We start from the raw sequence: 25,436 nt of genomic DNA, 5'->3' as shown, positions 1-25,436 counted from the left end.
GCATCGTGGGGAGTGTTGCACATGGACATCGGCTATTTCCTGAAGCTGATGACCGAGAAGAACGCCTCGGACATGTTTCTCACGACCGGGGCGCCGGTCTACATCAAGATCGAAGGCAAGCTCTATCCGCTGGGCAACACCGGATTGCCGCCCGGCATGGTCAAGAAGATCGCTTACTCGCTGATGGACGAAGGCCAGGTGCCTGTCTTCGAGCGCGAGCTCGAGCTCAACATGGCCATCGCCCTGCACGACGCCGGCCGCTTCCGCGTCAACGTGTTCAAGCAGCGCGGCGAAGTGGGCATGGTCATCCGTGCGATCCGCAGCGTGATCCCCACGATCGAGGAGCTGAACCTGCCGCCGGTGCTGAAGGACATCATCATGACCCCGCGCGGTCTGGTGCTGATCGTCGGCTCCACCGGTTCCGGCAAGTCGACGTCGCTGGCGTCGATGATCGACTACCGCAATACCACCAGCACCGGCCATATCCTGACCATTGAGGATCCGATCGAGTACCTGCACCGGCACAAGCAGTCCATCGTCAACCAGCGCGAGGTCGGACTGGATACGCATGCGTTCCACAATGCGCTGAAGAACGCGATGCGCGAGGCGCCGGACGTCATCCTGATCGGCGAAATCCTCGACGCGACCACGATGGAAGCGGCCATCGCCTTCGCCGAAACCGGCCACCTGTGCCTGGCGACGCTGCACTCCAACAATGCCGACCAGACCATCGAGCGCATCCTCAACTTCTTCCCGGAAAGCGCACACAAGAACGTGCTGATGAACCTGGCGCTCAACCTGCGCGCCGTGGTGTCGCAGCGCCTGGTCAAGGGCACCGACGGTCGTCGCATGCCGGCGGCGGAAGTGCTGATCAATACACCGATGATCCGCGACCTGCTTCGCCGCGGCCAGGTGCACGAGATCAAGGCCGCCATGGAGGAGTCGCTCGAGGAAGGCATGGAAACCTTCGACCAGTGCCTGTTCCGCATGGTGAAGGAAGGCCTGATCGAGCAGGAGGAAGCCCTGCGCGCTGCGGACTCGCGCGATGGCCTGGCGCTGAAGTTCCGCCTCTCCGAAGGCAGCAAGGGCGAGCACGATCCGTACGCGGATTACGACACGGCCAGCAGCTCGCCGCGGATCACCCACGGCTTCGGCTGAGCACGCCGCGTCGCCGAACGGCATGCGGGTCAACGGGCGGGGAAACCCGCCCGTTCCGTTTTCGGCGACATCCGGTCAGGCGTTGGCGTCGGGCTGGTTCTCCGGCCTGGCCTGATCGAAGGCCGGGAGCGCGAGACAGGCCTGCTCGATGCGGACGATCGTGGGAAAGGCGCTCATGTCCACACCGAACCGGCGCGCGTTGAACACCTGGGGCACCAGGCAGCAATCCGCCAGTCCGGGGGTCTGCCCATGGCAGAAGGCCCCCGTGGCGGCATCGCCGGCAAGCAGGGCCTCCATCGGTGCGAACCCTTCTATGATCCAGTGCTTCACCCAGTCGTCGCGCTCGGCCTGCGGCACGTTCCAGGTGCCTTCGAAGTACTGCAGCACGCGCAAATTGTTGAGCGGGTGGATGTCGCACGCGACCATCTGCGCCAGCGCGCGCACCCGCGCGCGGTCCCGGGCCGTCATCGGCAACAAGCGTGGCGACGGCCAGGCTTCGTCCAGGTACTCGAGGATGGCGAGCGACTGGCGGATCACCCGCACGCCGTGCTGCAGGGTGGGCACCATGTGCTGGGGATTCTTGGCGACGTAGTCCGGCGCGTGCTGCTGGCCGCCGTCGCGGACCAGATGCACGGGCGCGGTTTCGTAGGCCAACCCCTTGAGATTCAGACCGATGCGCACGCGATACGCGCCGCTGGAACGCCAGTAGGAATACAGCCTGAGGTGCTCAGCCATGCAACCCGCTCCCCGCGGCTTGCGCCTTCGAATCCCCGGAATCCATGTCCATGCCCGACCCGCTCCGTCCTGAAGTCACACTGGGGCCGGCCGCGCCCTCAAGGCAAGGGTTGCGGCTCGATACGCTGCTCGATCGCGCCAAAAATGGAACGTCCGTCACAGTCCATCATTTCGATGCGGACCACGTCGCCGAAACTCATGAACGGCGTGGACGGCTTGCCATCGCGCAAGGTCTCGACCGTACGCTGCTCGGCGAAGCAGGACGCACCTTTCGACGTGTCCTCATTGGCGATGGTGCCGGAACCGACGATGGTGCCTGCCGACAGCGGGCGGGTCTTGGCCGCATGCGCGACCAACTGGGCGAAGTCGAACTGCATGTCCACCCCCGCCTCCGGCGCGCCGAACCACTCGCCGTTGATGTGCGTGACCAGCGGCAGGTGGACCTTGCTGTCGCGCCAGGCAGCGTCCAGTTCGTCAGGCGTGACGAATACCGGCGACAGTGCCGAGCGCGGCTTGGATTGCAGGAAGCCGAAGCCCTTGGCGAGTTCGCCCGGGATCAGGTTGCGCAGCGACACGTCGTTGACCAGGCCGATCAGCTGGATGTGACCCGCCGCCTGCACCGGTGTCACCGCCATCGGCACGTCGTCGGTGACGACGACGATCTCGGCTTCCAGGTCGATCCCGTACTCCTCGCTGACCACTTTCACCGGATCGCGCGGTCCGTAGAACGCGGCGCTCGTGGCCTGGTACATCAACGGGTCGGTATAGAAGCTCTCCGGCACTTCCGCATTGCGGGCGCGACGGACGCGCTCCACGTGCGGCAGGTAAGCGCTGCCGTCGACGAACTCGTAGGCACGGGGCAGCGGCGCGGCGAGCGCCTGAAGGTCGATGTCGAACGCGCCATCGGCGTCGCCCGCATTCAAGGATTCGTACAGTGCGTTGAGGCGCGGCGCGGTGTTGCTCCAGTCCTCGAGCGCGCGCTGCAGCGTCGGCGCGATGCCGGTGGCGCGCACACCGCGGGCCAGATCACGGGACACGACGATCAACGTACCGTCGCGACCACCTTCCTTCAGGGAACCCAGCTTCATCGGAACTCCAGGATGCGGGCGCCCATGCGCCATGGTTTCAATTGTAACGAAAGACCGGCCATGTCAAGCCGCAATCGGATCGCCCTGGAAACCGTCCTTGCGGAAGGTCAGCACCAGGGTATCGCGATGACCTTGCCCATCCAGCGGCTGGATCGGGGTGGATTCGTGGATGACGCGTTCGTCATCGAGGAACAGCAGCGACCAGGGCGCCTCCAGCGTGAAGCGCTGCCCGTCCGGCCCTGCGGCGGCGAACACGCGTGTTTCGCCCCCTTTGATGCCCTGCCTGCCCAACAACAGCACCGCGACGAAATCCACGCCATCGCGGTGCGCACCTTCCGGGGTTGGCCGGCCGATGCCGTCGGTGGTGTCGATGCGGAACTGGTGCGCCTCGACGTACCACGCGCGCTCGCCCTTGAGTTCGGAACACCAGCGGCCCAGCCCCAGCAGGAGTTGTCGCCATGCCCGGGCTTCCGCGACGGCCGGCTCGATCGGCTCGAACCAGCGCTGCATGCCGCCATGCAGGGCGTTGTAATCCAGGGACTGCCAGTGCGCGCGGTGTGGCGCTTGCACGATGCCTTCCGCATCCAGGACGAAGCACGAATGCCGCCGCCGCCGATAGCGGCCGCCGTCCTTGAGGTACTCGTCCACTTCCAGCCGATCCCAGCTTGGCAGCAATGCATCGAGCGCGCCGAGATCGACGTCCACGGCGTCGGCCATGGCCCGCGGCTCGAGCACCGCGTAGCCGCGCTCCTGCACGCGGCGCACGGCCTCGTCGGCAGGGCAGAACGGAGGTTGGAACATCGCGACCATGGCAAGACCCCTCAACGCAAAAACCCGCCATGGGCGGGCTTTTGCGGATGTCCAGTGGACGTCAAGTTGGCAGCCCCGGATGGATTCGAACCACCGAATGCCTGAGTCAGAGTCAGGTGCCTTACCGCTTGGCGACGGGGCTGTGTAACCAGTGACGCGTAGTGTAGCGCGTCTGTTAGCGCTTGGAGAACTGCGTGGCGCGACGCGCCTTGTGCAGGCCGACCTTCTTGCGCTCGACTTCACGCGCATCGCGGGTCACGAAGCCTGCCTTGCGCAGTTCCGACTTCAGCGTTTCATCGTATTCCACCAGCGCGCGGGCGATGCCCAGGCGGATGGCGCCGGCCTGGCCGGTGATGCCGCCACCGGTGGTGGTCACGGTGATGTCGAAGGTTTCGGTGTTCTTGGTCAGCTCCAGCGGCTGGCGCACGATCATGCGGCCGGTTTCGCGGCCGAAGAACTCATCCAGCGGACGACCGTTGACCGTGATGTTGCCGGAACCCTTGCGCAGGAACACGCGGGCGGTGGAAGACTTGCGACGGCCGGTGCCGTAGTTCTGAGTGATAGCCATGATTAGATGTCCAGGACCTGCGGCTGCTGAGCGGCGTGCGGATGATTCGGGCCGGCGTAAACCTTGAGCTTGCGATACATGTCGCGGCCCAGCGGGCCCTTCGGCAGCATGCCCTTCACCGCGGTCTCGATGACGCGCTCCGGATGGCGCTCCAGCGCCTGGGCCAGCGTCTCGGTCTTCAGGTTGCCGATGTAGCCGGTGAAGCGGTGGTACTTCTTGTCGGCCAGCTTGTTGCCGGTGACGTGGATCTTCTCGGCGTTGATCACGACCAGGTAGTCGCCGGTATCAACGTGAGGGGTATAGACGGGCTTGTGCTTGCCGCGGAGGCGGCGGGCCAGCTCGGTGGACAGGCGACCAAGGGTCTTGCCTGCTGCGTCGACGACGTACCAGTCACGCTGGACGGTCTCGGACTTGGCGGTAAAGGTGCTCATGTGGATCTCATGTGTCTGGTCGGGCGGATTCCGCGGTTTCCCGGGCGGAACTTTGCCACGCGTTGTGAAGGGTGAAACGGAAGAGGCGGGATTGTACGGGGCGATACCGCAGTGCGCAACCCTCCGGAGCCTCGGACACGCAGGGCCCCGGGGCAGACGCCGGGAGCGCCTAGGCGGCACAATGGCCTCATGAACACCCGGACCTATTCGCCCCTCGATCAATGGCTGGTGGAGGCCCAGCGCGGCCTGGACACGGTGTTCGGCAGCCCCCCCGCCCAGCGCGCAAACCCCGCCGGGGATACCCCCGAGGTCGCGCTAGAGCCGGACGAACAGCGTCATGCTGCCGGCCTGATGCGCATCAACCACGTAGGTGAGGTCTGCGCGCAGGGCCTGTACTTCGGCCAAGCCGCCGTGGCACGGGACGATGCCACCCGCCTCCACCTGCTGGACGCCGCCCAGGAAGAAACCGACCACCTCGCCTGGTGCGCGGACCGGCTGCGTGAACTGGACAGCCGGCCCAGCCTGTTCAATCCGCTTTGGTACGCGGGCAGTTATGCCCTCGGCGCCCTCGCCGGCCTGCGCGGCGATGGCTGGAGCCTGGGGTTCGTGGTGGAGACCGAACACCAGGTCGAGGCCCATCTGGACGAACACCTTGAATCCCTCCCGCCCGCCGACCTGCGCAGCCGCGAGATCCTGAAGGTCATGAAGGCCGATGAGGCACGCCATGCCGAACACGCCGAAGAAGCAGGCGCGCGCATCCTGCCGGCCCCCATCCCGATGCTGATGGCCGGGGCCTCGAAGCTGATGAAGGCCGTCGCGTATCGCTTGTAGGGTGCGCCTTGGCGCACCGTCCCATGGCGCTGAATGCTCCGCAATCCAGCCTGGACGACGGGTTCACGGGTTCACTCGCGCGGCACCCGCTACGACGCGAGCTTCAGGCCAATGATGCCGGCCACGATCAGGCCGATGCAGACCAGCCGCGCCGCCGTGGCAGGCTCCTGGAACAGCCACATGCCCACACAGGCAGTCCCGACGGCACCGATGCCCACCCAGATCGCATAGCCCGTTCCCAGCGGGATGTGCTTCAGGGCTGCCGCCAGCAGCCAAAAGCTGGCCGCCGCGGCCACGGCCGTGACCACGCTGGGGACTAGCCGGGTAAAACCTTCGGAGTACTTCAAGCCCACCGCCCACACCACTTCCAGCAATCCCGCCAACACCAGATAGACCCACGCCATACGTCACCTCCTCAGGTTGAGTGCCCGGGCCATAACGCGAAACGGCCCGGAACCTTCGTTCCGGACCGCCGTCGGTCCTGATGCACGGCTCGCGCCGCGGGCGGGTCGTCCCGCCATGTGTGTGGGCAGACTAGCGAAGGCCATCCGAACCGGATGTAACCCGCGCCCGTCGCCAACCCCTCATTCCGGCAGGTTGCGCCCGTGGTACAGCTCCTCGATCTCCCGCTTCAGGCGCGCCTCGATCTTCATGCGCTCCTTGAACGACAGGTTCTTGGCCTTCTCCTCGAACAGGTAGTTGTCGAGGTCGAACTCCTTCAGGTGCATCTTCGTGTGGAAGATGTTTTCCTGGTAGACGTTCACGTCGAGCATCTCGTAGCGCGACTTGATGTTCTTGGCCAGGAAGTCCTGGATCGAATTGATCTTGTGGTCGATGTAGTGCTTCTTGCCCTTCACGTCGCGGGTGAAGCCACGGACCCGGTAATCCATGATGACGATGTCGGATTCCAGGCTTTCGATCAGGTAATTCAGCGCCTTCAGCGGCGAGATCACGCCGCAGGTCGCCACGTCGATGTCCGCGCGGAACGTCGCGATGCCATTGTCCGGATGGGTTTCGGGATACGTGTGCACCGTGATGTGCGACTTGTCCATGTGCGCCACCACCGCGTCGGAGATGATCTCCTTGCCCGCATCCTTCTTGTCGATCACCGGCTCCTCGGAAATGAGGATGGTCACCGACGCGCCCTGGGGGTCGTAGTCCTGGCGGGCTACGTTGAGGATGTTGGCACCGATGATCTCCGCCACGTCCGTCAGGATCTGGGTGAGGCGGTCGGCGTTGTATTCCTCATCGATGTACTCGATGTACCGGCGACGCTCGTCTTCGGACGAGGCATAGCACACGTCGTAGATGTTGAAGCTCAGCGCCTTGGTGAGGTTGTTGAAGCCTTGCAGCCGCAGGCGAGGCAGGGGTTTTACCACGGCGGTGATCCCTCTTCGGGGGTGTCGGATGAGGGGGCGGATTATGCGCCATATGGGGTGACAGCGAAATGTCCGCCGCCCATCCGCCAGCGGGCCGTCGCACAGTGGCCCAGCCCTTGCATGGCCTGCGTTTGCCGTGGGCCACGTATTCGGACTAAGCTTCCTGAATTACAAGCCGTGACCACCATGAGCCCAGGCATCCCCCTTTCAGCCCCTGCTCGCCCCGCCGCCAGCCCCCTGACGCCGGACAACGCCACGCTTGAGCGCTTCCTGGCCCACAGCCACCGGCGCCGGTATCCGGCCCGCGCCGATGTCTTCCGCCCGGGCGACCCCGCCGGCACGCTTTATTACGTGGTGAGCGGGTCGGTAAGCATCATCACCGAGGAAGACGATGACCGCGAGCTGGTCCTCGGCTACTTCGGTTCCGGCGAATTCGTGGGCGAGATGGGCCTGTTCATCGAGTCCGACCGCCGCGAGGTCATCCTGCGCACGCGGACACAGTGCGAGCTGGCGGAAGTCAGCTACGAGCGCCTGCACCAGCTGTTCCTCGGCACGCTGTCGGCCGATGCACCCAAGCTGCTGTATGCCATCGGCGCCCAGCTGTCGCGTCGCCTGTTGGATACCAGCAGGAAGGCCAGCCGCCTCGCATTCCTCGACGTCACCGACCGCATCATCCGCACGCTGCACGATCTGGCCCGCGAACCGGAGGCCATGAGCCACCCGCAGGGCACCCAGCTGCGCGTTTCCCGCCAGGAGCTGGCACGCCTGGTCGGCTGCTCACGCGAAATGGCTGGCCGTGTATTGAAGAAGCTGCAGGCCGACGGTTCCCTGCACGCACGCGGCAAGACCGTCGTGCTGTACGGCACCCGCTGACCGCAGGGAACAGGCGGCCGGTCTTGTGGGCCTGCCGCTGCCCGGGTCGTCGTCTCCACCTGCTCGACCGTTGCAGCGCCCTCGCCTGTAATACTGCGCAGCGCTGGGCCACCTCGTTTGTCCGCACCCCTTCCGCAGGGGGCTGGCGCGCCAAAGCGCCGATACCTTTCCGAGGTTGACGCTGCGCCCGCATGGCCAAGCCAGCGGAATGTCGGACAGGACTGCCTGCGTCATCTTTGCCTTCACCGCATTGATAGGCGGCGTTATCGCGCCCGGGGTTGATGACGGTCGCCAGCAGCGCGCCGTTGGCCACGGCTCTTGCAGAAGTCATGCCTCACAAAGCGTGCAGGATGGGCGCGGCACAAGCCGGCCCACCCTGCACCTGACCGACGCAACCGAGCGGGTCGCACCCATGGCGTCCGAAACCTCACTGCGTCTCGGCCGCGGCTTCGGCGCGCGACTGATCCCGCGTGGCCAGAACTTGCTCGCGCCCGCGTCCTGAATACGCACGCAGCCGCCGCCAGGCCGCAGTGCGACGCATGGGCCGATGAATCGGCCCATGCGTGTCCCGTCCTGTCAGCGCGACGGCCCGGTCTGCTCGCGTTGCTGCGCCACTTGCTGGTCGGTGACCGATGGCGGGTCTTTCGGCTGCCAGCCCTGCGCGGCGGGCGTCTTGAGGTAATCGTCCAGCGCCTGGCGCATGGCACGATCATCACCCCCGTGCATCGCGGAGAACATGCGGTCTACGAACGAACGCTGCGCATCCTCGCTGCGCGGATTCTGCGCTGTGGCGTCCGCAGGCCGGGGGTCGCGATTGGCGGTCGCCAGTGCATCACGCGAGCGCTCCCCGAAGATCCCGTCCACTTTCAGCCCGCGGTCTTCCTGGAACGCTCGCAAGGCATGTTCGGTCTGCGGACCGAATTTGCCCGACGCCGTCTCCAGTGGCCGACCATCGGCGCCCCGATACCCCAGCTGGTTCAGTTGCTGCTGCAGGTCACGCACCGCGGCACCGGACGCTCCGTCACGCAGCACCTCGGGTGCTGCCGTCCGCATCGGAACAGCAGCACCACGTTCGGCGCCCTGCAGGTGCGGCAACGGGTCCACCTGTCGGCCATCGCGCCACATCTCGAAATGCAGGTGCGTGTCTCCCTGTGCAGGCGTGTTGCCGGTCCTGCCCATGGTGCCGATCTGCTGCCCGGCTTCGACACGCTGCCCATTGCGCACGCTGAAGGCGTCGAGATGGAAGTACTTGGTCAGCGTGCCGTCATCGTGCCGCACGTGCACGGTGTTGCCTGCCGCCCCATTGTTCGGACGCACCACCACGGTACCTCCCGCGACGGCCACGACCGGATCGCCGACGTTGCCCTCGATGTCGATGCCGCCATGACGCCGCCCACCGCTGCGTGGCGTACCGAACTCCCCCCGGCCCTCGCGTGGCTTGTCGGCCTGGTTGATGTCATGGTTGCCTGGGGTCGGCCAAGCCAATCCGCCCTCGCGCTGCCGTGCTTCAGCGGCTGGGGCGCGATTGCGATCCTGCTCGGGAAGCGCAAGCTGCTGTGCGATCGCCTCGCGCGTACGCGCGTCGGCGTTGCCGGTGGCTTCAAGCTGGTTCGCAGCCTGGAACGCACGCACGGCTTCCTGCGTCCTGCCTCCATAGATGCCGGAGCGCGTCTCCAGTTCCGCACCCTGGCCGTCGCGGAATCCCAGCTGGTTCAATGAGGTTTGCAGCGCGCGCACGTCCTCACCGCGTTCGCCACGCTGCAGCACACCATCCGCCAGCGGCGACGTGCGCTCGCGGGCAGCCGCATCCGGCTGGCTCGCCTGGATGCCGCGGTCCGGGATACTGATAGCCGCGTACTTGGTATTCCAGTACTGCGAGAACGTATTTGCCAACTCGCGATCGTCGAGGCCGCGCAGGTCTGCGTAGGCACGCCCCGTCAGGCGCTCCACGTCTCGCTCGCTGATATTGTTGAGGATATTCCTGCGCGTGTTGGTACGGGTGAACTCACCCGCCTCGATCGCATTCTGGATGGACGCATAGCCGGCCGCGCCCTGCTGGTGGGCCAGATACAGGTCCAGTCCGCTCGGCGTCTCGTTCCCGGAGAGGAAATCGTGTCCACTGCGGGCCTGCCGACGTGTGATGTCGGCCAGATTGTCCGAATACAGCGCCGCCGCCGCGCGGGTGTTCGCCACCGGATCGAACTCGCGCCCCGCTATTCCGTAATCCTCGGCAGTGCCCGGTACGAACTGGAAAAGTCCTTTCGCGCCACTGGGATTGCTTGCATTCGGATCGAAGCGACCGCCTGTCTCGATGTAGGCGAATCGCAGGAAATCTTCCCGCGGAATGCCGCTTTCCTGTGCTTGTCTTTCGATGATGTCGAGAATCTGCTCACGTGTGTACTGACTGGCCATCGTTGGCTCCTTTGCTGAAGTACGCGACCGGGGGGTCGCTGGACGTCAACCGGGCCCCTCCCTGGGCCTGCTACAAGTCGGTCAACTGTGAATCCGCTTACTTTTCGTAGCGTTGCGTCGCCTGATCGAAGGTGTAGACCACGGTGTCCGCCTCCGTCATGTCGCGAACCTTGCCGGGCGCGGCGATAGTGGTTCCCTTCGAGACAACCTTGAGGTCAGGCAGGCCCGCACCGGTCTGCTCGAATGCGAGCGTCCCGCTGCTCGCCGCGCAAGGCATCACCTCCCCACCATCGCACGCATCACTATTGTCGTAGCTCACGGGAATGCTCCCCAGATAGCCCCATTGCCTGAATCCGAGTGCGTCCACGTCGTCAGGATCGAACAGAAGCAAGGCGAACATGCGTACGTCCGTGCCGTTCACGAAATCCAACGTCGGTACCGCCAAGAGGTAGCGACCGTCGCCGGTCGTGAAAGACTGTGCCTTTCGCGATTCATCGATCTGCTCGGCCCGCCCCATCCTGCCGAACTCGCCGACATAGCCGTCCGTGTCGGGCTTGGACCACTCGGCCTTGCCCTCCTTCTCCACGCGCGTGAACGTCGCCTGTGAGATGGCGACATGCTCGGGGTCCATCATCCCGTTGTCGCCCTCTGGACCCTCGCCCTCGCTTTTGCTGCCGAAGCCCGTGAAGTAGTGCTTTCCTTTGAGATCGAACGCATGGCCGTACCAGTAGCTGACGGTGGCACCGCCGTCGACCTCGTAGCTGACCGCACCGTCGCCATCCCGCTGGTAGATGAAATACAACACGCTGTCCGCGGAGGGCGGCTTCAGCTCTGACATGGCTTCTTCCTTATTCTGGGGGGGCGTCGCCTGCTCCACGGCCTGCGCACTTCGCGGAGCAGGCACGTCGCACGCGCCCACGATCATTGCCATTGCGACCAGGAGCACGGGGGAAAGGACCTTCATGCGTTGCAACCTCATGTGGGCGACTCCATGACAAGAGCGTTCGTGGGCAAGAAAGGCGCCGGCATCAGTGACGGATGGGCGTGTTCTCGGGCCGGCCGCGACCCTCCCATCGACCCGACTCGATCGCCTTCGGACAGACCGACTTGTATTGGGCGAACGAGAGCGTGTCGTCCTGGGTCCAATCCTTGCCGTACGGGTTCGGTGGCCGACAATAGGGCATCAACATGAAAGCCCCGGTGAAGGGTGGCATGGGCTTCCAGCACGGCATCGGATTCTTCCTCACGTCCTGGCCCTGCGTGCAGAACACGAAGGGGTCGTCCATGCGGTAGTGAAGCGGCTGGTAGTAGCCGTCGGTCTGGGCACTGAGATCGAACAGCACTACCAGTCCCAACAGAATTCCAAGCTTGATGGTCTTTTTCATCGTCGTACTCCTTTTGGGCAGAGGCCTGGCGAACGCTCTGCGGACACAATCCAAGTCATCGCGCCATCGGGTGACCGGACGGAGCAAGGGTTTCACGCTGCAGGATTTCCTGGACTGGCAGCTGTTGCGGAATTTCGCCGCGGTGCTCATGTACCCGCGCAAACCAGGCATGACCGAACTCGGATGCCTGCAGCTCTTCCTGTGCGGCGCGCAGGGCGCCCGACTCGCCCGTCCTTGCCGCCTGCAACAAGCGCTCCACTTCCGACGACGGAGGCCGCGCCTCACGCCGGAGCGGCGGATGGAACGGGAGGGAGTCGTTTACGACATCCGCCGCACCCACGCGTTCGCTGGTGGTGTTCGCGGTCGCGGCATTCGCGCCCCACTTCGATAGCGGCTGTGTCTGGCCCGTCCATTTCTCACGCGCAGCGGGCTCTCCTGGCAGAAGTGGGCCGCGTGCAGCATCGATCCCATCCCGCAACGCGCCGAAGGGGCCGCGGGAAACCACGGTGATCCCCCGGCGCAGATCCGCCACATCGTCCCGGTAACCGGCGATCGCGCGATGGCTTTCTGCTGCAAGAGCGCTCGCTCGGGAGTCATCCAGCACGGAGCGGTCGCGCGCACCCTGGCCATCGACTGGGAGGAAGTGGTGCATTGAATGCGAACCCAACGAAGCGCCTGCAGCCAAAAGAGGATTGTCTGGCGTGACGACATCCAACAGGCGGCTATTGTGGTAACCGGAGGCCTGCAATGTCGCTACCTCCTTCTCGGTGGCATATACCCTGACGGAACCGTAGTGTGGACTGGCCGCGCTGACGGTATCGGCCGCCATCACGTGGTTGAGTACTCTACCGCCACCTTCTGGGATGCGGCGGTCCAGACTTGCTGCGCCATACGCATTGAACGTCTCACCCCGCAGATCGAAGTAATGCGCCGTGATCTGGGCCAGCGTTCCACCGAGTGAGTGGCCCGTCACGGTGACCTCCGGAGCGTTCTTCCCGGGCTGCATCCCTTCTTGCATGGCAAACGCGATCGCACGCCTCGTCAGTTCAACCGCCTCGTTGGCCTGCGGATTGATACGGCTCAACACCATCGAGCCGTCGGTGACGACGCCATCCTTCCATATCTGTTCGGTGCCACGATGAGCGACCACGATCTCCCCGCCATCAACACGCTGATATAGCGTGCCTTGGTACCCAGTCTTCTTGCTGTCGACATGCTCCAAGATGCGGTAATCGACGCCGCCGAGAGTGACGGGCTCCCGCTGCGCAGGAGGCCGCATGCCGACAGCGCGATCCGCATATGAATCGTTGGCAAGCTCAGCATAGTCGTGGGACTGGATCCTCACGGCAACACCTCTGCAGAAGCCAAGGAAATCATGAAAAATTCGCTCCGCTTCTCATCAGGTAGGCCATCGAGGCTACGCTCGCCGGACACGGGAAATCCGTCGTAGTCAGCCACACGTGGATATCGACTCTTCCAGTAGTACCTAACCTCTGACCCTGAAGAAATCACCGACTCAGAATCGATACTCGGGATGAAGCTAGCGTCCGCCTCATCCGCTGTCGCACTCAAGTGGACACTTACAGAAGCGAATTTCCAGCGGCAGAAGCCATGCCCGTAATAATCCTCATCAAGAACCAAGTCGGCGTACACCGTTCCACGAAACTCCTCCCCCGAGACTCGGATCAGCTTGAAGGGCTCGCTCGTGCTGATTCGAGGAAATGCGCCCGCTACGGGAAGCTTCTTCCCACACTCGGCCGAGTTCTCCACGTCGTACTGCGCCACTCCTTCGATCGAGGCAAACGGTCCGGGCGCGTCCTTCAATGTCATGGTAATGACGTAGCCGCGTTTCGGCGCTGGATTGATTTTCCGGAGGGGCCCACCCTCTTCGGTTGGAATATCAGTCGTGATGTTCATATCCTTTCCTTGCGAACATGCGGAAAGCACTAACAACGCTACGGGAAGTAGTGAACGAGTCATCGGTCCTATGCCAAGACGCGCGTGTACGCTGAAAAATTCACCTATACGCCACGTCGGCCGCCTCGTCATGACAGCGTTACCATGCAACGCGCGGCGGCGCCGAGTTCGAGGCTATTTGGTTCGGGCTCGGACACTGTCGGCGCAAACGTCGCTACGTACCGGGCACAGACATTAGCATTCACTTCAAAGCGACCCGGCCGTTGATTCGCTTGGCCATGCTCATAGCCCATCTTGAGCGCAACCTCCTGCCAACAGCGGCCCCATGCCGGCTATCGGCCGAACCTTAGCGGAAACAATCCGGCCGCCCTCGCTTACCAGCGTTACCTCACACGCATACCTGTTCTGTCTCATCTCATGAACGGGGTGAAGCACAGGCCTTCCACCCGCGTCACGCCCCATTACGTTTCCGACGGGCCTGAGCTCCTCCATGTAGCGCTCAAGATGCCAGATGCCCATCTTTTTTCCGTCACCCTGTACCTCCAAGTGGAAGGGTTCACCGAAAACCGAAGTCGCTTCATCCATGCTCCGTCCAACCCACTTCTTGGCTGCCAAGTTCGCCGGGATGGATGCGCAGCCAGATATCAGGGCGACAACAGTAACGAAAAGCACTCTAAGCATCTGTCAGTATCCTTTTGATCACCTTTCAATTGACTTCCTTATCTTGACGATCAAGCAATCAGCACGACATTTGCCGAAGATTCTGCAGGCTCGTCATTGAATCAACACGGGTTCCGAGCAGGCAGAGTAGACAATCGAACACTCGCCACCTCCACGTGATGCTGAACATGCTGGAATTGCCAACCGCGTCGCCTCACTTATGGTCGCAGCGCTCTGCACTATCGCTCCCCCTCCCGTTGGCTTTCCCAACTCTGACGCCCATGCAATCACTGCACACTGATTCTCGTATGCGACAGCCAAGACACATTCCTTACCACCCAGTCGCTCGCATTTATCCATCGCTTCACGGCGCGCCTCTCTTTTGGAAAAGCGGCCTACAGATGTGCCGACTTCGCCCGTCCTGCTACTCATCGCGATAGCACCCCAAGTAAGCTTCCATCTTGGCACGGGATTAGGCATCTGCGCTCGCGGTGCACCACCGGTTGGCAAACATTGGGAGCTACCGGGCGTAACTCCCTGCGGGCAAGCCATCTGCGCCGAAGCCGGCACAATCAGGAAGGCTAGCGCCAACATGCTCACGAGCAGTGGAAGGGGAGTGCCAAACGGAGAGTGAGATGAACTACTGATAGCCATATCGAGCTCTTCTAGGCGATACGCGGGGCTGAACTGGGAGTATTCATCGGATTATGCATTTGCGTCGCTGAGTTCTCCGCTGGAGCGGGCGCCGGAGCATATCCCCCACCAGGCCGCGTGGGCTGCATCGCTTGTCCCTGCCCAAACGCGTTGTACGCCATGAACTGACCCACCGTGCCCTGGAAGAACGCTGCCGCCATCGGCGGCACGGTGACCAGGAACAGCGTCATCAGCAAGCCGAGGCCGCCCTGTTGCATCGCCATGCTGCTGATTCCCTGTGGTGACGTGTTGGTGGCCAGCAGTGTCAGGTATTGAGCAGCGAACGAGACCGCTACCACGCCCAACAGCTTGGAGATCATCGACACGGTGAAGGCGAGCACCGCCAGCGAGAACATGGTGCCGACGCCGTACCAGATCCACTTCTGGAACATGCCCTTGGTCTGCTCGAATCCCAGGGTCAGGATGAAGAACGGCCCCAGCCCCACGAAGAGTGCCATGGCCATCTTGTACATCAGCAGGATGGCACCCCCCATCAGCGAGGGGCCAGCGACGCCTACGCCGGTGAACCACATGGTGCGGGTCTTGGCTTCCTGCAAGGTTTCGTCGAAGCTGGTGTAGAGCGCATCGATCGCCACCATCGCCAGTTCCATCTGCTGCAGGTTGTCGTCGATGGAGTCTTCGGGGCCTTCGTCGTCGCCTGTCACCAGTTCGTTGATCGAGCGAGGCATGTCGTCGGTCAGCAGTTGGTGGATGTTGCTGCTTCCCATGGCGAACGTCGTGGCGACCGTGATGATCAGCACCCACTTCAGTGACTTGACCACCAGTTCCATCATGAACTGGCGCGACTGGCCCGTGACGATTCGGTAGCCTTGCAGCAGCACCCACAGCGTGAGCAGGACGAATGCCACGCCTCCCACCCACTCGGCCATCTCGCCGAGCAGATTGTCGCGGAAGATATTGATCTCCTCGTCGATCCAGTCGAACACCAACCTGAAGAACGCCCAGCGCTCGACCGCGCCCAGAGCAGCGCCCACCTCGCGCAGCAACGCCGCCAATCCATTACCCAATGAAGGCAGATCCACCATGTCCATTCCTTCGTGCTGCTACATCGCGTCCCGTGGCGGGTACTACAACCCGCAGCGGATCAATGACGACGCTTTGACTGTGCCGCGTCCAGCGCCAACTTCAACGTGCCGATGCCCACCGCGCCGCCGATGAGTCCACCCACGCCGCCCGGACCAGACGCGCTCCCCTTGCCCTCCAGCGCCTGCTGCGACAGGGTCTTGCTGGCTTCCTGCAGGTACCCGATGCGGGCGACATAGGCGTCCATGTACGTCTGCTGTTGCTGGCGGTCGATCTCCATCTGCGACATCAGCAGCAGGATGCGGTTCGTGTTGTCCTGCAGCTTGCCGACCTCATGGCTCTGGATGCTGGCGCGCTGACGCTTGAGCTCATCGAGATAGCGCTGGCGCTGCGTGGTCACTTCGTACATCTTCAGCGAATAGTTGTACTTCGCCAGTTCCGTGTTCACGATCTCCCGGCACAGCTGATACTGCTGCTGCGCGATGCCACTGGTCGCCTGCCTGCAGCGGTTGTCCGCATTCATGTTCACCCCGCTCTGGGTGGGTTGCGCATGCTGGAGTTTCTCCTCCGGCTCCGGTGCGGCCTTGCTGTCCTCATTGTTGCCATTGAAAGATTCGAATACCTGCTGCTGGTAGAGATCCCTCAGATTTCCGTTCACCGTGCCGTTGCCGTTACCCGACGCGCTGGTCGTGCCGATCCGGCTGTTCATGTCCTGGAGTTTGTTGTTCGCAGCGTTGTCCACGACCCGCCACTGCGCTTGTGCCGTTGCGGCGAAGACGAAGCCCGCGGCCAGCAGGGCATGGGCGACGTGTCGGACGCGAACACGGGATGTCGAGACGTTCATGATGATGTCCTTGGTTATCCGTCAATGCTGAAAGCTGGAGTGGGTGGTCCGCGCGGGTCGCGGGCCGGTGGAACGCTCTTCCCGAGGAGACGGGGGGGCGGAGGTGTCGCGACGACTGCGCGACCCCTTGCGCTCCTCCTGGAAACGCGGCAACCACTGCTCGGGGCGCAGGTCGGCCTTGTCGACGCCCAGTCGCAGTGCTTCTTCCTCGACGATGCGATGCATGATCTCGATGTTGTCGGTGCTGGCCGAGATGACCGCGAGGGCATCGTCCATGCCGCGCAGGTTGAGTTGGCACACGGTCGAGGCGTGGCCCTGCTTGACCAGGAAGCAGCGCGAGCGCTCGTCCAGGCTCTTGATGACCTTGAATTCCGCGTCGGTCAGCTTCAGCCCATCGATGTAGTCTTCGCGCGCTGCATTCGGATTGGGAAGCAGGATCAGCGTCGCCGTCTGTTCGATCAGCGCCGCCGATATGTCGCTGGCGAGCGCATCTTCCGGGCTCTGGGTGGCGAAGATGCCGAGGCCGTTCTGCTTTCGGATGGTCTTCTGCTTGTTCTTGGCGAAGTCCTTGAGCGCACCACCGCCGTCGAGGATCTTCCAGAACTCGTCCATCACGTAGATCAGCGGACGACCGTCGATCAGCTCTTCCAGCCGATGCAACAGATAGTTGATGACGGGGACGCGGATCTCGGCATTCTCGATGACATCGGTGTAGTCGAAGCCGATGATGCTGGCCCGGCTCAGGTCGATCGTGTCGACGGGGTTGTCGAACACCCAGCCGAGCGCGTTGCCTGACGTCCACTTGCGGAGGCGGGCATAGAGTCCGTCGTCCCCCATGTTGGGCAGGCTCTTCTGGAAGTTGGTCATCGACCTCAAGTGGAGCGGCATGTCCAGCATGGACTCGACCGCCCGGAAGATGTCCTCGTCCTCCCGTGCCGTGTAGTGGCTCTTGGCCGCCAAGACCTTGATCAGCCCCGCCAGGAACTGCACGTTGGCATCGGTACGTTCGCACTGGAACGGGTTGAAGCCGGTAGGCTGCCCGTTCTCCAGCGCCAGGTAGTTGCCGCCGCAGGCGCGTACGAATATCTCCGCGCCCCGGTCCTTGTCGAAGAAGAAGATGGTCGGCACGGGATCGAACTTCTGCACCTGGCTGAGCAGGAAGTTGATCAACGCGGTCTTGCCGGTGCCCGACTTGCCGATGACCATGGTGTTGGCAATGGCTTTCTCACCCAGCGAATTCTCGGCGGGATGCGTGGCGTGGAAGTTGAAGTAGTAAGGCTGTCCGTTGGTGGTCTGCAGCACCGTCACGCTGTCGCCCCACGGATTGTTGTCGCGCTTGCCGGTGGCGAAATTGTGCAGCGGCGACAGTCCCAGGAAGTTCAGCGAACTGACGTTCGCCAGCCGCGTACGGTAGCGCCAGTTGCCCGGCAGCTGGGAATAGAACGAAGAGCAGACGGCCAGGTCTTCCTTGGCGGACACGAAGCCGGCGTTGGACAGCTCCGCCCGCGCCACGGCCACGTTCTGCGACAGACGCTGCTGGTCCTCCGCGTACAGGGTCATGATGAAGTGGTACTCGCCCAGCACGAAGTTGCCGGACGCGACCTGGTCCATGGCGCCGTCCAGCTCGATGATCTGGCTCACCGCCTTGTCGCCCGACGAGATCATCATGCCCTTGGTGCGGTCCAGCACCTTCAGTGCGTCCTGGCGCCCCATCGGACTGAATGAGTGCGTGATGACGTACTCGAAGTCGAGATACTTCAGGCCGTTGAGGATGCCGGGCCAGGTACCGTCCGTATACTCCTTGATATTCAGGATGGCGCCGAAATGGTTCCGTCCATCCGGCGTGCTGACGACGAAATCGCCCGTCTTGGACGAGAACATGTGCCGGCTCACTGCCAGGTAATCGTACAGCGGCGCGCGCAGGACCGGGACCGGTTCGGAGATGCGGTTGAGGACGAAGCCGAAGAACTCGAGCGTTTCGGAGAAGACGCCGCCCGCATCGGATTCGTACATGCCCAGCCGGGTCGGTGCGTAGTCCTTGAGCACGGCCTCGACGTTGCCCGCCAGCTCCATGATCTTGTCCACCGCCTGCTCCTGCTCGGCCTGGAGGCGCGGCACGTTGGCGGACTTCTCGACGAACTTCTTCCCCATCACGATGGGGCGGTAGATCATCGTGAGGTAAAGCTCGTTCTGCATGATCTTCTGCGCGGACAGCGCATCGAAGTAGCCGTCCGACAGCGCCTGGTTGAACGCTTGGCCGAAGCGCGCGCCGGAGCGTATGCCACCACGCCGGCGCAGGTCGTGCACCCAGAATGCGACGTTCACGAAATCGGGCGCCCGCAACGTCTGCAGCATGCGGTTGAACGTGTTGTGCCTGTGCTCCAGCTCCCATTCCTCGCGCCCGACGAACGGCAGCCCTTCCAGCCGCCACGTCAGCAGGAAGTCGCCCCCCGTCGTCTTGACCACCTGCGGGGACACGTGGGCGGACAGCGGGATGAATTCGGCGATGGACAGGTCGGGCGCGAGCATGGGTCAATCCGGGATCGAGTCGTCGAAGCGCTTGCGATAGCTGTTGGGCGTGAACACCCACATGCCCTCGTGGTGGCGGAGGTTCCGGACCTTGGTCCGGAACTGCCACCGCAGGCCGAGCAGCCGGAAGATCATTTCGTCGCGGCGCGCCATCTGCCGCATGATGAAGATCACGACCGGCAGCAGGGCCAGGAAGAACATGTTGAAGTAGAACGTGAGCAGCAGGCAGCTGCCCGCCCCGATCGTGAAGGGCACATACGGAACCCCCATGAACATGGGTGGGCGGGTGCAGCCCCTGAACAGCACGTTCCTATGCATACTGCGTCAGCATCTGTCCGACGACCATCGCGGTCGACGTCACGTCGGAAGGCAGCAGCATCTTCGCGATCTGCGCGGCCGCACCGATCAGGAAGCCACCGATCAGCACGGGCGCCACGTCGCCGACCCGCTTGTGGTTGAACGCGATCTGGTAGCCCGCGAAGATCACGGCGATGGTCACGATGGCGATCGACGCCACGTTCAGCAGGGAATTGATGTTGGTGAAGAAGCTGGTGACCCGCCCCTGCGCGCCGGTGGCGTCCTGGGCGAGCGCCAGCTCCGGAAATGCCAGCGCGGTGGCGGCGATGATCAGCATGATGATGGCGCTGGAAGCCTGCTTTGCCTGGATAGAGTGCGTGTTGTTCATGATGGACCCCAAATGGTGGTTGCAACGGTAGGTGGCACTTTCGCGTGCCGACGAGCCATCCCTGGCGGGTACTGCTAGAAGACGAAAGCGTCATCCCTCCCGGATGTCTGCACGACCTGCGGCGCTTGCGGCGCCGTGGTGGTGTTCTGGTGATAGGCCTGCACCGTGACGGGCGCATCGGCCGATGCCTGCGCGATGGCCGGCGCTATGACGGGTGCGGCCGGCAGTGCCGTCGTGCGCCGCGGAGCATCCGCTGCGACGGCGGCGGTACGCAGCGCATCCACCCGCTGGGACCTCGCTTCCTCGACACGGCGTGCGACGCGTGACGACGCCCGACCGCCCGTGGCCGCGCGTGAGGCCTGCTCATATGCCGTGCGTCGCGTCGTCCGCGATGCCTGGGCGACCGTCCTGCGATCGATCACCGGTATGGCCTGCGCGTTGCCGCTGGCTGCCTGCCGCTGCCAGGAAGCGAATACCTTCTGCACGTACCCGTGCCGATAGCCGGTCGTGAAGTTGCCGGAGTAGTAGCAGCTGAAGGCCTTGCCCCAATCGTTGCCGGAGCGCGAGTAGCACTCGGCGAGGATGCGCGAGCCTGCCTGCAGGTTCGGGCAGACATCGAACGCCTTCTCGTAGCTGTCGAGTCCCTGCCGCGTGAGGTTGTAGCGATTGACCTGCGCCAGTCCAAGCGAAAAGTTGTAGCCACGGTCCTCCAGCATGCGGGCCGTCGACAGCGCCTCCGCCAGATTGCGGGGTTGCCGGGCCAGTCGTCCCCCCACCACACCGATCGCGTAAGGATTGAACGAGGACTCGACCTTCACGACGTGCTCCATCACCGTCGGCGGAACCGCCAGTCCGGTACAGCCCATCAGCTCCATGCCAGGCAGCATCAGCAGACCCTCCCTTCTTGGCCACCCGGCATGCCGAGGCTGCCCCGCCTGCCGGATCCCTGCCCTGTCGTCGATGGGTACGTGGCGTTCATGTGCGTCCTTCAGGCGGCCAAGGCACGGGCGGGATCGAAGTCGATGCCGGTGATGTAGCGGCGTCCGGCGTGCGCCTTGATGTGCACGACGATGTCGATGGTCATCTTCAGCAGGCGCTTGATGACTTCGAACTCGAGGCCCGCGCCTTCGGCAGACGCCTTGACCATCAGGGCGAGCTGGTCCCAGGTCTGCGCCGTGCTGCCCGCGTGGCAACTGGTGATGGAACCCGGATGACCGGATGCGCAATTGCGGATGAAGTAGAACGACTCGTCGCCGCGCAGCTCCGCCAGGATGATGCGGTCCGGCTTCATGCGCAGACAGGCTTCCATGCAGTTCTTGGCGGTGATGTTGCTGGCGCTCTGTCCACCTTTCGAATACAGCAGGTGCACGACGTTGGGCTGGCGGATGAACAGTTCGCGGGCGTCCTCGATCGTCACTAGGCGCTCCTGGTCGGGGATGTGGTTGACCAGCGACTTCATGAACGTCGTCTTGCCGCTGCCGGTCGCGCCGGCCACCACGATGTTCTTGTGGTAGTGCACGGCCTTCCGGAAGAACTCCGCATAGTTGCGGCTGCGACGGAGCTCCAGCAGTTCCTGGTCGTGGTCGCCGAGCACCTGCTGCTGCTCGAGGATGTCGTCAAAGAAGCCGTCCTGCTCGTACTGCTCCAACGACTTGCTGAACTTCGCCGGCAGGCGGATGGTGATCGATACCTTGCCGGCGTCGCAGGCCGGCGGAATCACGAACTGCGCGCGCTGGCCGGTCGGAAAGGTCAGCGACACCATCGGATCGATGTCGGTGATGCGCTGGCCGGTGTTGCTTTCGTTGACGACCGAGGTGCAGAACTGCCGGGCGCGCTCGAAGGTGAGCGTCGGCACGTCGGCCTTGAGCCACCCCGCCCGTGCCGTTTCGAGATAGAGCTCACCGGGGCGGTTGATGCAGATCTCGGTGACGTCCGAGGACTGCATGTGATCGCCGATCCCGAGCACCTGGTACTGGTAGTCCAGGAACTCGTTGGAGATGCGGGCAAGGGGCTCGTTCTGCGTATCCATGAATGAACGCCCGTCAGCGCATCACCGCGGAGAAGTCGACGTCACGCGCCACGTACACATTGACGATCGTGCCCTGGTTGATCGTCACCGTCGGTGGGCGCGCCATGTTCCGGTCCAGCGCCATGTTGGCCAGGCGCTCCATCGTCCTGGCGGTGTTGCTTTCGTAGGGGTTCTGGACGACGGCGCCATTGATGATGGAGGTCTCCTGCGGACCATTCTTCGCGCCCGCGTACTTGAAGGCATCGCTCAGCATGCTGATGAGCAGGGCGGACGAGATGCGCTGTGCCCAATGCGCCGAATAGTGTCCCGGGTTGCCGGCCGCGCCGAGCATGTCGGTACCCGGACTGCGCATGTTCACGTCCATGCCGGTCGGTGTGGTGATCCGGTCCCAGACGATGGCGGCGCGCTCACCGATGATGGCCTCCGAGTTGTAGCTGCCCATCACCTTCGAGCCGCGCGGTAGCAACAGGCGCTTGCCGTTGACCGAGTACACCGGTTCGGTCACCACGCAGGAGGTATAACCCGGCACATCGGTGATCACGCGGGATTCGAGCACGCAGCGGATGTAGGTGCCGCGCAACAGCAGGGTATTGGGGTTGTACAGCGGCTTCGCGCTGGTCATGCCATCCGGTGCCTCGCGAGGCGCGGCAGGCCCCTGCCCGGCTTGCCCGGCCAGCAATGCGGCATAGTCGGCCATGCCGGGATCCTGTGGTGCCTGCCCCGGCTGCCCTTCCCCGAACGTACTGGCCATGTCGAGCATGCGGCGTTCGCGCAGCGAGGGCTGCTGTCGATCAGGCAATCCCGAAGGCATCGCCATCATCGACGCCGTCGAGCGATCCGTGTCGTCGACCACCGGCAAGGGCGGCAGATCCGGCTCCATGGGCACGGGCGGCGCCTCGGGCGGCAGGTCGGGCAGATCGCGCGGAGCCGCGGGAATCACGACCTGCTCCCCCTTGGCGGGCGCCTGGTCCTGGTCGTCTTTCGACGACAGTCCGCCACTGAATATCCAGAAGACGACGAGCAGCATGAGCACGACGATGCCCGCCAGGAACAGCAGCGCCTTGCGATTGAGCCGCTGTACATCCGCAGAGCGCAGGTATGGCGCATTCGCGTCGAGGTCCGGCTCCGGCGCGGGACGCGATGTCTGGTAGGGGCTCTGCGGCGCTGCCCGTTCGGGGCCCGTGTCCGGCTGATCGTGCGGCGTCTGGTTCATTGCTCCGGGCTCCTGCGCAGGCCGACCACGTTGTCGCCGTGGCGGATGACCAAGTAGGGATACGTGCCGTGGACGACGATGGTGTCGTCCTGCACGGTCGAGTTGACGACGAATTCATCGCCGTCCTCGCTGTCGCGCGCGAACACGACCGGGAAGTTGCCGCTCGGGAAGCGCGTGCGGTCGCCCATCCGGATATAGGTGAAGCGGCGATCGTCGTATACGGTCGTGGGCACCAGCCAGGTGGGGCCGCGCTTGCGCTGGGCGTACTCGTAGTTGAAGTGGTACGCGCGCCCCGGCTCCACGGCGGTGTTGAGTTCCGACGCCACTTCCTGCGGCTTGTTGGCCGTGCCGGCGAAACTTGTGTCGCCCGGATAGGCGAACTTGATGCGGTACTGCACGCCTGCCGCGCGGGCCTGGTCCAGCACGCGCCAGTCCGTCGCCACGACCCTCAGTTCGAAGATGTACGAATGCGCTGCCGTGCGCACCAGCAGGTTGGTGTCCACGTCGACGTTCTTCGGCTTCAGGTAGAACACGTTGCCGCGGCGGCTGATATCCCATCCGCCGCTGAACCCGGTGCTGAAATCCAGGATTTCCTCGTGCGGCGACAGTTCGATCTGCGTGGTGATGCCCAGGCCGGTGCGCACCGGGTACACCTTGTCCGGCGAGTACGTGTACTCCTCGATCACCTGCGCCACCGCAGGCAGCGTCATGAGCAGAAGGCCAATGGCGGCCAGGCGCCGCAGGGCGTACTTCAACCTCATCGTTGGGGCACTCCGGGTCGCGTCTCGGGTTCCGACTGCTCCGCGGGCTGCGGGGTCGTCGACACATCGTTCTCACTGGGGGGCGCGGGCGGCATGCCGGCCGCGGCAGGCTCTGCGACCTGCGGCGTCGCCTCAGCCGACACGGGCGCGGCGGCCGGCGGCATGGGGAACTCGCGCTCCGGCACGGTCGCCGCCGCGAAGTCATCGTCCACGCGATAGTTGGTGACGCGGAATCCGAGCGGATTCAGCAACCGGTCCTCCTCACTCAGCCGCAGGTCCGGGTTGTAGGTGAATTCGAGGGTCGCGATCCGGCTGTCCAGTGGCTGTGCCTGGCCACGCCCCTTGTCGTACAGGCTGCGCTGGAATCGCACGGTGGCGCCCGTGGGGCGCGCACCGGCGCCGCCGCCGATCAGGACGATGCTGAGGATCCGGGTCCGCACGGAACTGGCGCTGCCGTAGAGCCGGAAAGGCCGCTCCGGATTGCTCTCCGAATGCAGTGCGATGTATGCCGGCGCGACCGCAGGGCCTGCCATCGAGAGCGTCGTGCGCCAGTTGCGCTGACCGACCAGGCCCGAGTCGTAGGATTCACGCGCCAGCACGAATTGCGCCACGTTGCTCTTGTTGATCGCTTCTTCGGTCGTGACGTCGCGGTCCTGGAAGTTGCCGGAGAGGCGCGCCACGCTGGCCGTACCGGTGTACGGATCGGCCATGACGAGATAAGGCACCTTCTCCTTGAGGGGCAGGAAGAGGAAATAGCCGCCCGCCAGGATCAACGACATCAGGATGGCCGACCACGCGACCATCCATGCGCGACGCTCGCTCTTGCTTGCGCGTTCCGCCAGTGTCAGCTCGAAGCTGACACCATGCGCAACGGCACGGTCGATCTCGGGAGAAGAGGTTTTCTTCTTGAACATGCGCGAGCCGTCGCCGTCAGTCGCCCAGCGACGCAGCGGGCGTCACGTCGGCGGAGGGTAGCGACGCCTGGCTCACGATGATCCGGGGGCGTTCGATCACCACACGAACGCCCTGGTCGGCGTAAGCAGCGGAGAGCGCGGCGGCGGCATCCTCCAGGCTCCCGGTACGGATCTGTGCGACCGGCGCGTGCAGCGTGTAGTCGTTGGGATGCAGGTAGGCGAGCGTAAGGCTGCCGTCCTTCGCCCAGCGGGTGAGCATGGTCTTGAGCGTGCCATCCGCCGGGGAGGCCTGGTAGATGTAAGCCTGCTGCAGCGGGATGGCCTGGGGCGCCTCGGCAAACCGGTTCACCGGGCGCCAGCGCCCGTGGATATCCGCCGCCTGCGGCGTCGCGCACCCCGCGACCAGCACCACGAAACACGACACCATCATCCTGCGGAAAACGACGTTTCGGATCACGAATCCACCTTTCTGCAATC

General features: G+C 64.0%; 27 protein-coding genes and 1 tRNA gene. 3 read left to right on the top strand and 25 right to left on the bottom strand.

The features are described 5' to 3' along the window. Positions 1 to 21: 21 nt before the first annotated feature. Complete coding sequence (locus ACSQ19_RS10495) at positions 22 to 1,158, top strand: PilT/PilU family type 4a pilus ATPase (RefSeq protein ID WP_296279530.1); 1,137 nt, start codon at positions 22 to 24, stop codon at positions 1,156 to 1,158. A 75-nt stretch (positions 1,159 to 1,233) separates the two neighbouring features. Here the strand turns inward: ACSQ19_RS10495 and maiA are convergent, their stop codons facing one another. From maiA to rplM, 6 genes are all read right to left on the bottom strand, one after another. After that, a complete protein-coding gene (gene maiA, locus ACSQ19_RS10490; RefSeq protein WP_435996823.1) occupies positions 1,234 to 1,893 on the bottom strand; it encodes a maleylacetoacetate isomerase in 660 nt (219 codons plus the stop codon). 98 nt (positions 1,894 to 1,991) lie between these two features. Beyond that, positions 1,992 to 2,981 (bottom strand): fumarylacetoacetate hydrolase family protein, encoded by a 990-nt coding sequence (locus tag ACSQ19_RS10485; protein WP_435996821.1) that lies wholly within the window; start codon positions 2,979 to 2,981, stop codon positions 1,992 to 1,994. 63 nt (positions 2,982 to 3,044) lie between these two features. After that, the gene (locus ACSQ19_RS10480) at positions 3,045 to 3,791 is read right to left on the bottom strand and encodes a 2OG-Fe dioxygenase family protein (protein WP_435996819.1); all 747 of its coding nucleotides are present in this window, start codon (positions 3,789 to 3,791) and stop codon (positions 3,045 to 3,047) included. A gap of 67 nt (positions 3,792 to 3,858) precedes the next feature. Next, a tRNA-Gln gene (locus ACSQ19_RS10475) sits at positions 3,859 to 3,933 on the bottom strand. A gap of 33 nt (positions 3,934 to 3,966) precedes the next feature. Next, a complete protein-coding gene (gene rpsI / locus ACSQ19_RS10470; RefSeq protein WP_056879499.1) occupies positions 3,967 to 4,359 on the bottom strand; it encodes a 30S ribosomal protein S9 in 393 nt (130 codons plus the stop codon). Positions 4,360 to 4,361: 2 nt separating this feature from the next. Further along, on the bottom strand, positions 4,362 to 4,790 hold the full coding sequence (rplM, locus tag ACSQ19_RS10465) for a 50S ribosomal protein L13 (protein ID WP_055936916.1): 429 nt from the start codon (positions 4,788 to 4,790) through the stop codon (positions 4,362 to 4,364). A gap of 189 nt (positions 4,791 to 4,979) precedes the next feature. On the opposite strand from rplM, the gene coq7 reads away from it, so the two are divergent. Next, positions 4,980 to 5,621, top strand: coding sequence for a 2-polyprenyl-3-methyl-6-methoxy-1,4-benzoquinone monooxygenase (gene coq7 / locus ACSQ19_RS10460; RefSeq protein ID WP_296279518.1), 642 nt, complete (start codon positions 4,980 to 4,982; stop codon positions 5,619 to 5,621). 89 nt (positions 5,622 to 5,710) lie between these two features. On the opposite strand, the gene sugE is transcribed toward coq7, so the two are convergent. Further along, positions 5,711 to 6,025, bottom strand: coding sequence for a quaternary ammonium compound efflux SMR transporter SugE (gene sugE / locus ACSQ19_RS10455; protein WP_435996816.1), 315 nt, complete (start codon positions 6,023 to 6,025; stop codon positions 5,711 to 5,713). Between the two features lie 180 nt (positions 6,026 to 6,205). After that, positions 6,206 to 7,000, bottom strand: a complete 795-nt coding sequence (gene speD, locus ACSQ19_RS10450; RefSeq protein ID WP_055936923.1) for an adenosylmethionine decarboxylase — start codon at positions 6,998 to 7,000, stop codon at positions 6,206 to 6,208. Positions 7,001 to 7,186: 186 nt separating this feature from the next. Here speD and crp point away from each other — a divergent pair, with 186 nt between their 5' ends. After that, positions 7,187 to 7,873, top strand: a complete 687-nt coding sequence (gene crp / locus ACSQ19_RS10445; RefSeq protein WP_296279500.1) for a cAMP-activated global transcriptional regulator CRP — start codon at positions 7,187 to 7,189, stop codon at positions 7,871 to 7,873. Positions 7,874 to 8,449: 576 nt separating this feature from the next. Here crp and ACSQ19_RS10440 read toward each other — a convergent pair. The 17 genes from ACSQ19_RS10440 to ACSQ19_RS10360 all read right to left on the bottom strand — a co-directional run bounded on the left by ACSQ19_RS10440 (position 8,450) and on the right by ACSQ19_RS10360 (position 25,416). Further along, the gene (locus tag ACSQ19_RS10440) at positions 8,450 to 10,285 is read right to left on the bottom strand and encodes a peptidoglycan-binding protein (protein ID WP_435996813.1); all 1,836 of its coding nucleotides are present in this window, start codon (positions 10,283 to 10,285) and stop codon (positions 8,450 to 8,452) included. A gap of 97 nt (positions 10,286 to 10,382) precedes the next feature. Then, a complete protein-coding gene (locus tag ACSQ19_RS10435; protein ID WP_435996811.1) occupies positions 10,383 to 11,264 on the bottom strand; it encodes a hypothetical protein in 882 nt (293 codons plus the stop codon). Positions 11,265 to 11,313: 49 nt separating this feature from the next. Next, positions 11,314 to 11,670, bottom strand: coding sequence for a hypothetical protein (locus ACSQ19_RS10430; protein ID WP_435996809.1), 357 nt, complete (start codon positions 11,668 to 11,670; stop codon positions 11,314 to 11,316). A gap of 55 nt (positions 11,671 to 11,725) precedes the next feature. Further along, a complete protein-coding gene (locus ACSQ19_RS10425) occupies positions 11,726 to 13,015 on the bottom strand; it encodes a lipase family protein (RefSeq protein ID WP_435996807.1) in 1,290 nt (429 codons plus the stop codon). Beyond that, on the bottom strand, positions 13,012 to 13,587 hold the full coding sequence (locus tag ACSQ19_RS10420; protein WP_435996805.1) for a hypothetical protein: 576 nt from the start codon (positions 13,585 to 13,587) through the stop codon (positions 13,012 to 13,014). Before ACSQ19_RS10420 ends, ACSQ19_RS10425 begins: the two co-directional genes overlap by 4 nt. Before the next feature lie 774 nt (positions 13,588 to 14,361). Then, on the bottom strand, positions 14,362 to 14,727 hold the full coding sequence (locus ACSQ19_RS10415) for a DUF4189 domain-containing protein (RefSeq protein WP_435996803.1): 366 nt from the start codon (positions 14,725 to 14,727) through the stop codon (positions 14,362 to 14,364). Positions 14,728 to 14,912: 185 nt separating this feature from the next. Then, positions 14,913 to 15,986, bottom strand: coding sequence for a type IV secretion system protein (locus ACSQ19_RS10410; protein ID WP_435996801.1), 1,074 nt, complete (start codon positions 15,984 to 15,986; stop codon positions 14,913 to 14,915). 59 nt (positions 15,987 to 16,045) lie between these two features. Next, positions 16,046 to 16,828, bottom strand: a complete 783-nt coding sequence (locus ACSQ19_RS10405) for a hypothetical protein (protein ID WP_435996799.1) — start codon at positions 16,826 to 16,828, stop codon at positions 16,046 to 16,048. 21 nt (positions 16,829 to 16,849) lie between these two features. Continuing rightward, positions 16,850 to 19,357, bottom strand: a complete 2,508-nt coding sequence (locus tag ACSQ19_RS10400) for a VirB4 family type IV secretion/conjugal transfer ATPase (protein ID WP_435996797.1) — start codon at positions 19,355 to 19,357, stop codon at positions 16,850 to 16,852. Positions 19,358 to 19,360: 3 nt separating this feature from the next. After that, positions 19,361 to 19,675: a type IV secretion system protein VirB3 gene (locus tag ACSQ19_RS10395; RefSeq protein WP_435996795.1), complete on the bottom strand. Its 315-nt coding sequence runs from the start codon at positions 19,673 to 19,675 to the stop codon at positions 19,361 to 19,363. Then, positions 19,668 to 20,042 carry a TrbC/VirB2 family protein gene (locus ACSQ19_RS10390; protein ID WP_435996793.1) on the bottom strand — a complete coding sequence of 125 codons (375 nt, stop codon included), beginning with the start codon at positions 20,040 to 20,042 and terminating at the stop codon, positions 19,668 to 19,670. The genes ACSQ19_RS10395 and ACSQ19_RS10390 overlap by 8 nt, the downstream gene beginning before the upstream one ends. Before the next feature lie 74 nt (positions 20,043 to 20,116). Then, positions 20,117 to 20,917: a lytic transglycosylase domain-containing protein gene (locus ACSQ19_RS10385; protein ID WP_436000941.1), complete on the bottom strand. Its 801-nt coding sequence runs from the start codon at positions 20,915 to 20,917 to the stop codon at positions 20,117 to 20,119. A gap of 113 nt (positions 20,918 to 21,030) precedes the next feature. Beyond that, a complete protein-coding gene (gene virB11, locus ACSQ19_RS10380; RefSeq protein WP_296279481.1) occupies positions 21,031 to 22,071 on the bottom strand; it encodes a P-type DNA transfer ATPase VirB11 in 1,041 nt (346 codons plus the stop codon). A 13-nt stretch (positions 22,072 to 22,084) separates the two neighbouring features. Continuing rightward, positions 22,085 to 23,284: a TrbI/VirB10 family protein gene (locus ACSQ19_RS10375; RefSeq protein WP_435996791.1), complete on the bottom strand. Its 1,200-nt coding sequence runs from the start codon at positions 23,282 to 23,284 to the stop codon at positions 22,085 to 22,087. Next, the gene (locus ACSQ19_RS10370; protein WP_435996789.1) at positions 23,281 to 24,045 is read right to left on the bottom strand and encodes a TrbG/VirB9 family P-type conjugative transfer protein; all 765 of its coding nucleotides are present in this window, start codon (positions 24,043 to 24,045) and stop codon (positions 23,281 to 23,283) included. Before ACSQ19_RS10370 ends, ACSQ19_RS10375 begins: the two co-directional genes overlap by 4 nt. Beyond that, positions 24,042 to 24,959 (bottom strand): virB8 family protein, encoded by a 918-nt coding sequence (locus ACSQ19_RS10365; RefSeq protein WP_435996787.1) that lies wholly within the window; start codon positions 24,957 to 24,959, stop codon positions 24,042 to 24,044. Before ACSQ19_RS10365 ends, ACSQ19_RS10370 begins: the two co-directional genes overlap by 4 nt. Before the next feature lie 16 nt (positions 24,960 to 24,975). After that, entirely contained in the window at positions 24,976 to 25,416 is a 441-nt protein-coding gene (locus tag ACSQ19_RS10360; protein ID WP_435996785.1) for a hypothetical protein, read from the bottom strand. Positions 25,417 to 25,436: the final 20 nt, after the last annotated feature.

The organism is Pseudoxanthomonas sp. LjRoot127 (assembly GCF_964253495.1).
In the GTDB taxonomy this organism is placed as follows: Bacteria; Pseudomonadota; Gammaproteobacteria; order Xanthomonadales; family Xanthomonadaceae; genus Pseudoxanthomonas_A.
The sequence above is the reverse complement of the archived record's forward strand: the minus strand, read 5'-3'. Positions and strand labels throughout refer to the sequence as shown.

Coding starts and splice junctions, on each gene's coding strand:
- ACSQ19_RS10495 (WP_296279530.1), top strand. CDS start 22: ATGGACATCGGCTATTTCCTGAAGCTGATGACCGAGAAGAACGCCTCG.
- maiA (WP_435996823.1), bottom strand. CDS start 1,893: ATGGCTGAGCACCTCAGGCTGTATTCCTACTGGCGTTCCAGCGGCGCG.
- ACSQ19_RS10485 (WP_435996821.1), bottom strand. CDS start 2,981: ATGAAGCTGGGTTCCCTGAAGGAAGGTGGTCGCGACGGTACGTTGATC.
- ACSQ19_RS10480 (WP_435996819.1), bottom strand. CDS start 3,791: ATGGTCGCGATGTTCCAACCTCCGTTCTGCCCTGCCGACGAGGCCGTG.
- rpsI (WP_056879499.1), bottom strand. CDS start 4,359: ATGGCTATCACTCAGAACTACGGCACCGGCCGTCGCAAGTCTTCCACC.
- rplM (WP_055936916.1), bottom strand. CDS start 4,790: ATGAGCACCTTTACCGCCAAGTCCGAGACCGTCCAGCGTGACTGGTAC.
- coq7 (WP_296279518.1), top strand. CDS start 4,980: ATGAACACCCGGACCTATTCGCCCCTCGATCAATGGCTGGTGGAGGCC.
- sugE (WP_435996816.1), bottom strand. CDS start 6,025: ATGGCGTGGGTCTATCTGGTGTTGGCGGGATTGCTGGAAGTGGTGTGG.
- crp (WP_296279500.1), top strand. CDS start 7,187: ATGAGCCCAGGCATCCCCCTTTCAGCCCCTGCTCGCCCCGCCGCCAGC.
- ACSQ19_RS10440 (WP_435996813.1), bottom strand. CDS start 10,285: ATGGCCAGTCAGTACACACGTGAGCAGATTCTCGACATCATCGAAAGA.
- ACSQ19_RS10435 (WP_435996811.1), bottom strand. CDS start 11,264: ATGAGGTTGCAACGCATGAAGGTCCTTTCCCCCGTGCTCCTGGTCGCA.
- ACSQ19_RS10430 (WP_435996809.1), bottom strand. CDS start 11,670: ATGAAAAAGACCATCAAGCTTGGAATTCTGTTGGGACTGGTAGTGCTG.
- ACSQ19_RS10420 (WP_435996805.1), bottom strand. CDS start 13,587: ATGAACATCACGACTGATATTCCAACCGAAGAGGGTGGGCCCCTCCGG.
- ACSQ19_RS10415 (WP_435996803.1), bottom strand. CDS start 14,727: ATGCCTAATCCCGTGCCAAGATGGAAGCTTACTTGGGGTGCTATCGCG.
- ACSQ19_RS10410 (WP_435996801.1), bottom strand. CDS start 15,986: ATGGTGGATCTGCCTTCATTGGGTAATGGATTGGCGGCGTTGCTGCGC.
- ACSQ19_RS10405 (WP_435996799.1), bottom strand. CDS start 16,828: ATGAACGTCTCGACATCCCGTGTTCGCGTCCGACACGTCGCCCATGCC.
- ACSQ19_RS10400 (WP_435996797.1), bottom strand. CDS start 19,357: ATGCTCGCGCCCGACCTGTCCATCGCCGAATTCATCCCGCTGTCCGCC.
- ACSQ19_RS10395 (WP_435996795.1), bottom strand. CDS start 19,675: ATGCATAGGAACGTGCTGTTCAGGGGCTGCACCCGCCCACCCATGTTC.
- ACSQ19_RS10390 (WP_435996793.1), bottom strand. CDS start 20,042: ATGAACAACACGCACTCTATCCAGGCAAAGCAGGCTTCCAGCGCCATC.
- ACSQ19_RS10385 (WP_436000941.1), bottom strand. CDS start 20,917: ATGGAGCTGATGGGCTGTACCGGACTGGCGGTTCCGCCGACGGTGATG.
- virB11 (WP_296279481.1), bottom strand. CDS start 22,071: ATGGATACGCAGAACGAGCCCCTTGCCCGCATCTCCAACGAGTTCCTG.
- ACSQ19_RS10375 (WP_435996791.1), bottom strand. CDS start 23,284: ATGAACCAGACGCCGCACGATCAGCCGGACACGGGCCCCGAACGGGCA.
- ACSQ19_RS10370 (WP_435996789.1), bottom strand. CDS start 24,045: ATGAGGTTGAAGTACGCCCTGCGGCGCCTGGCCGCCATTGGCCTTCTG.
- ACSQ19_RS10365 (WP_435996787.1), bottom strand. CDS start 24,959: ATGTTCAAGAAGAAAACCTCTTCTCCCGAGATCGACCGTGCCGTTGCG.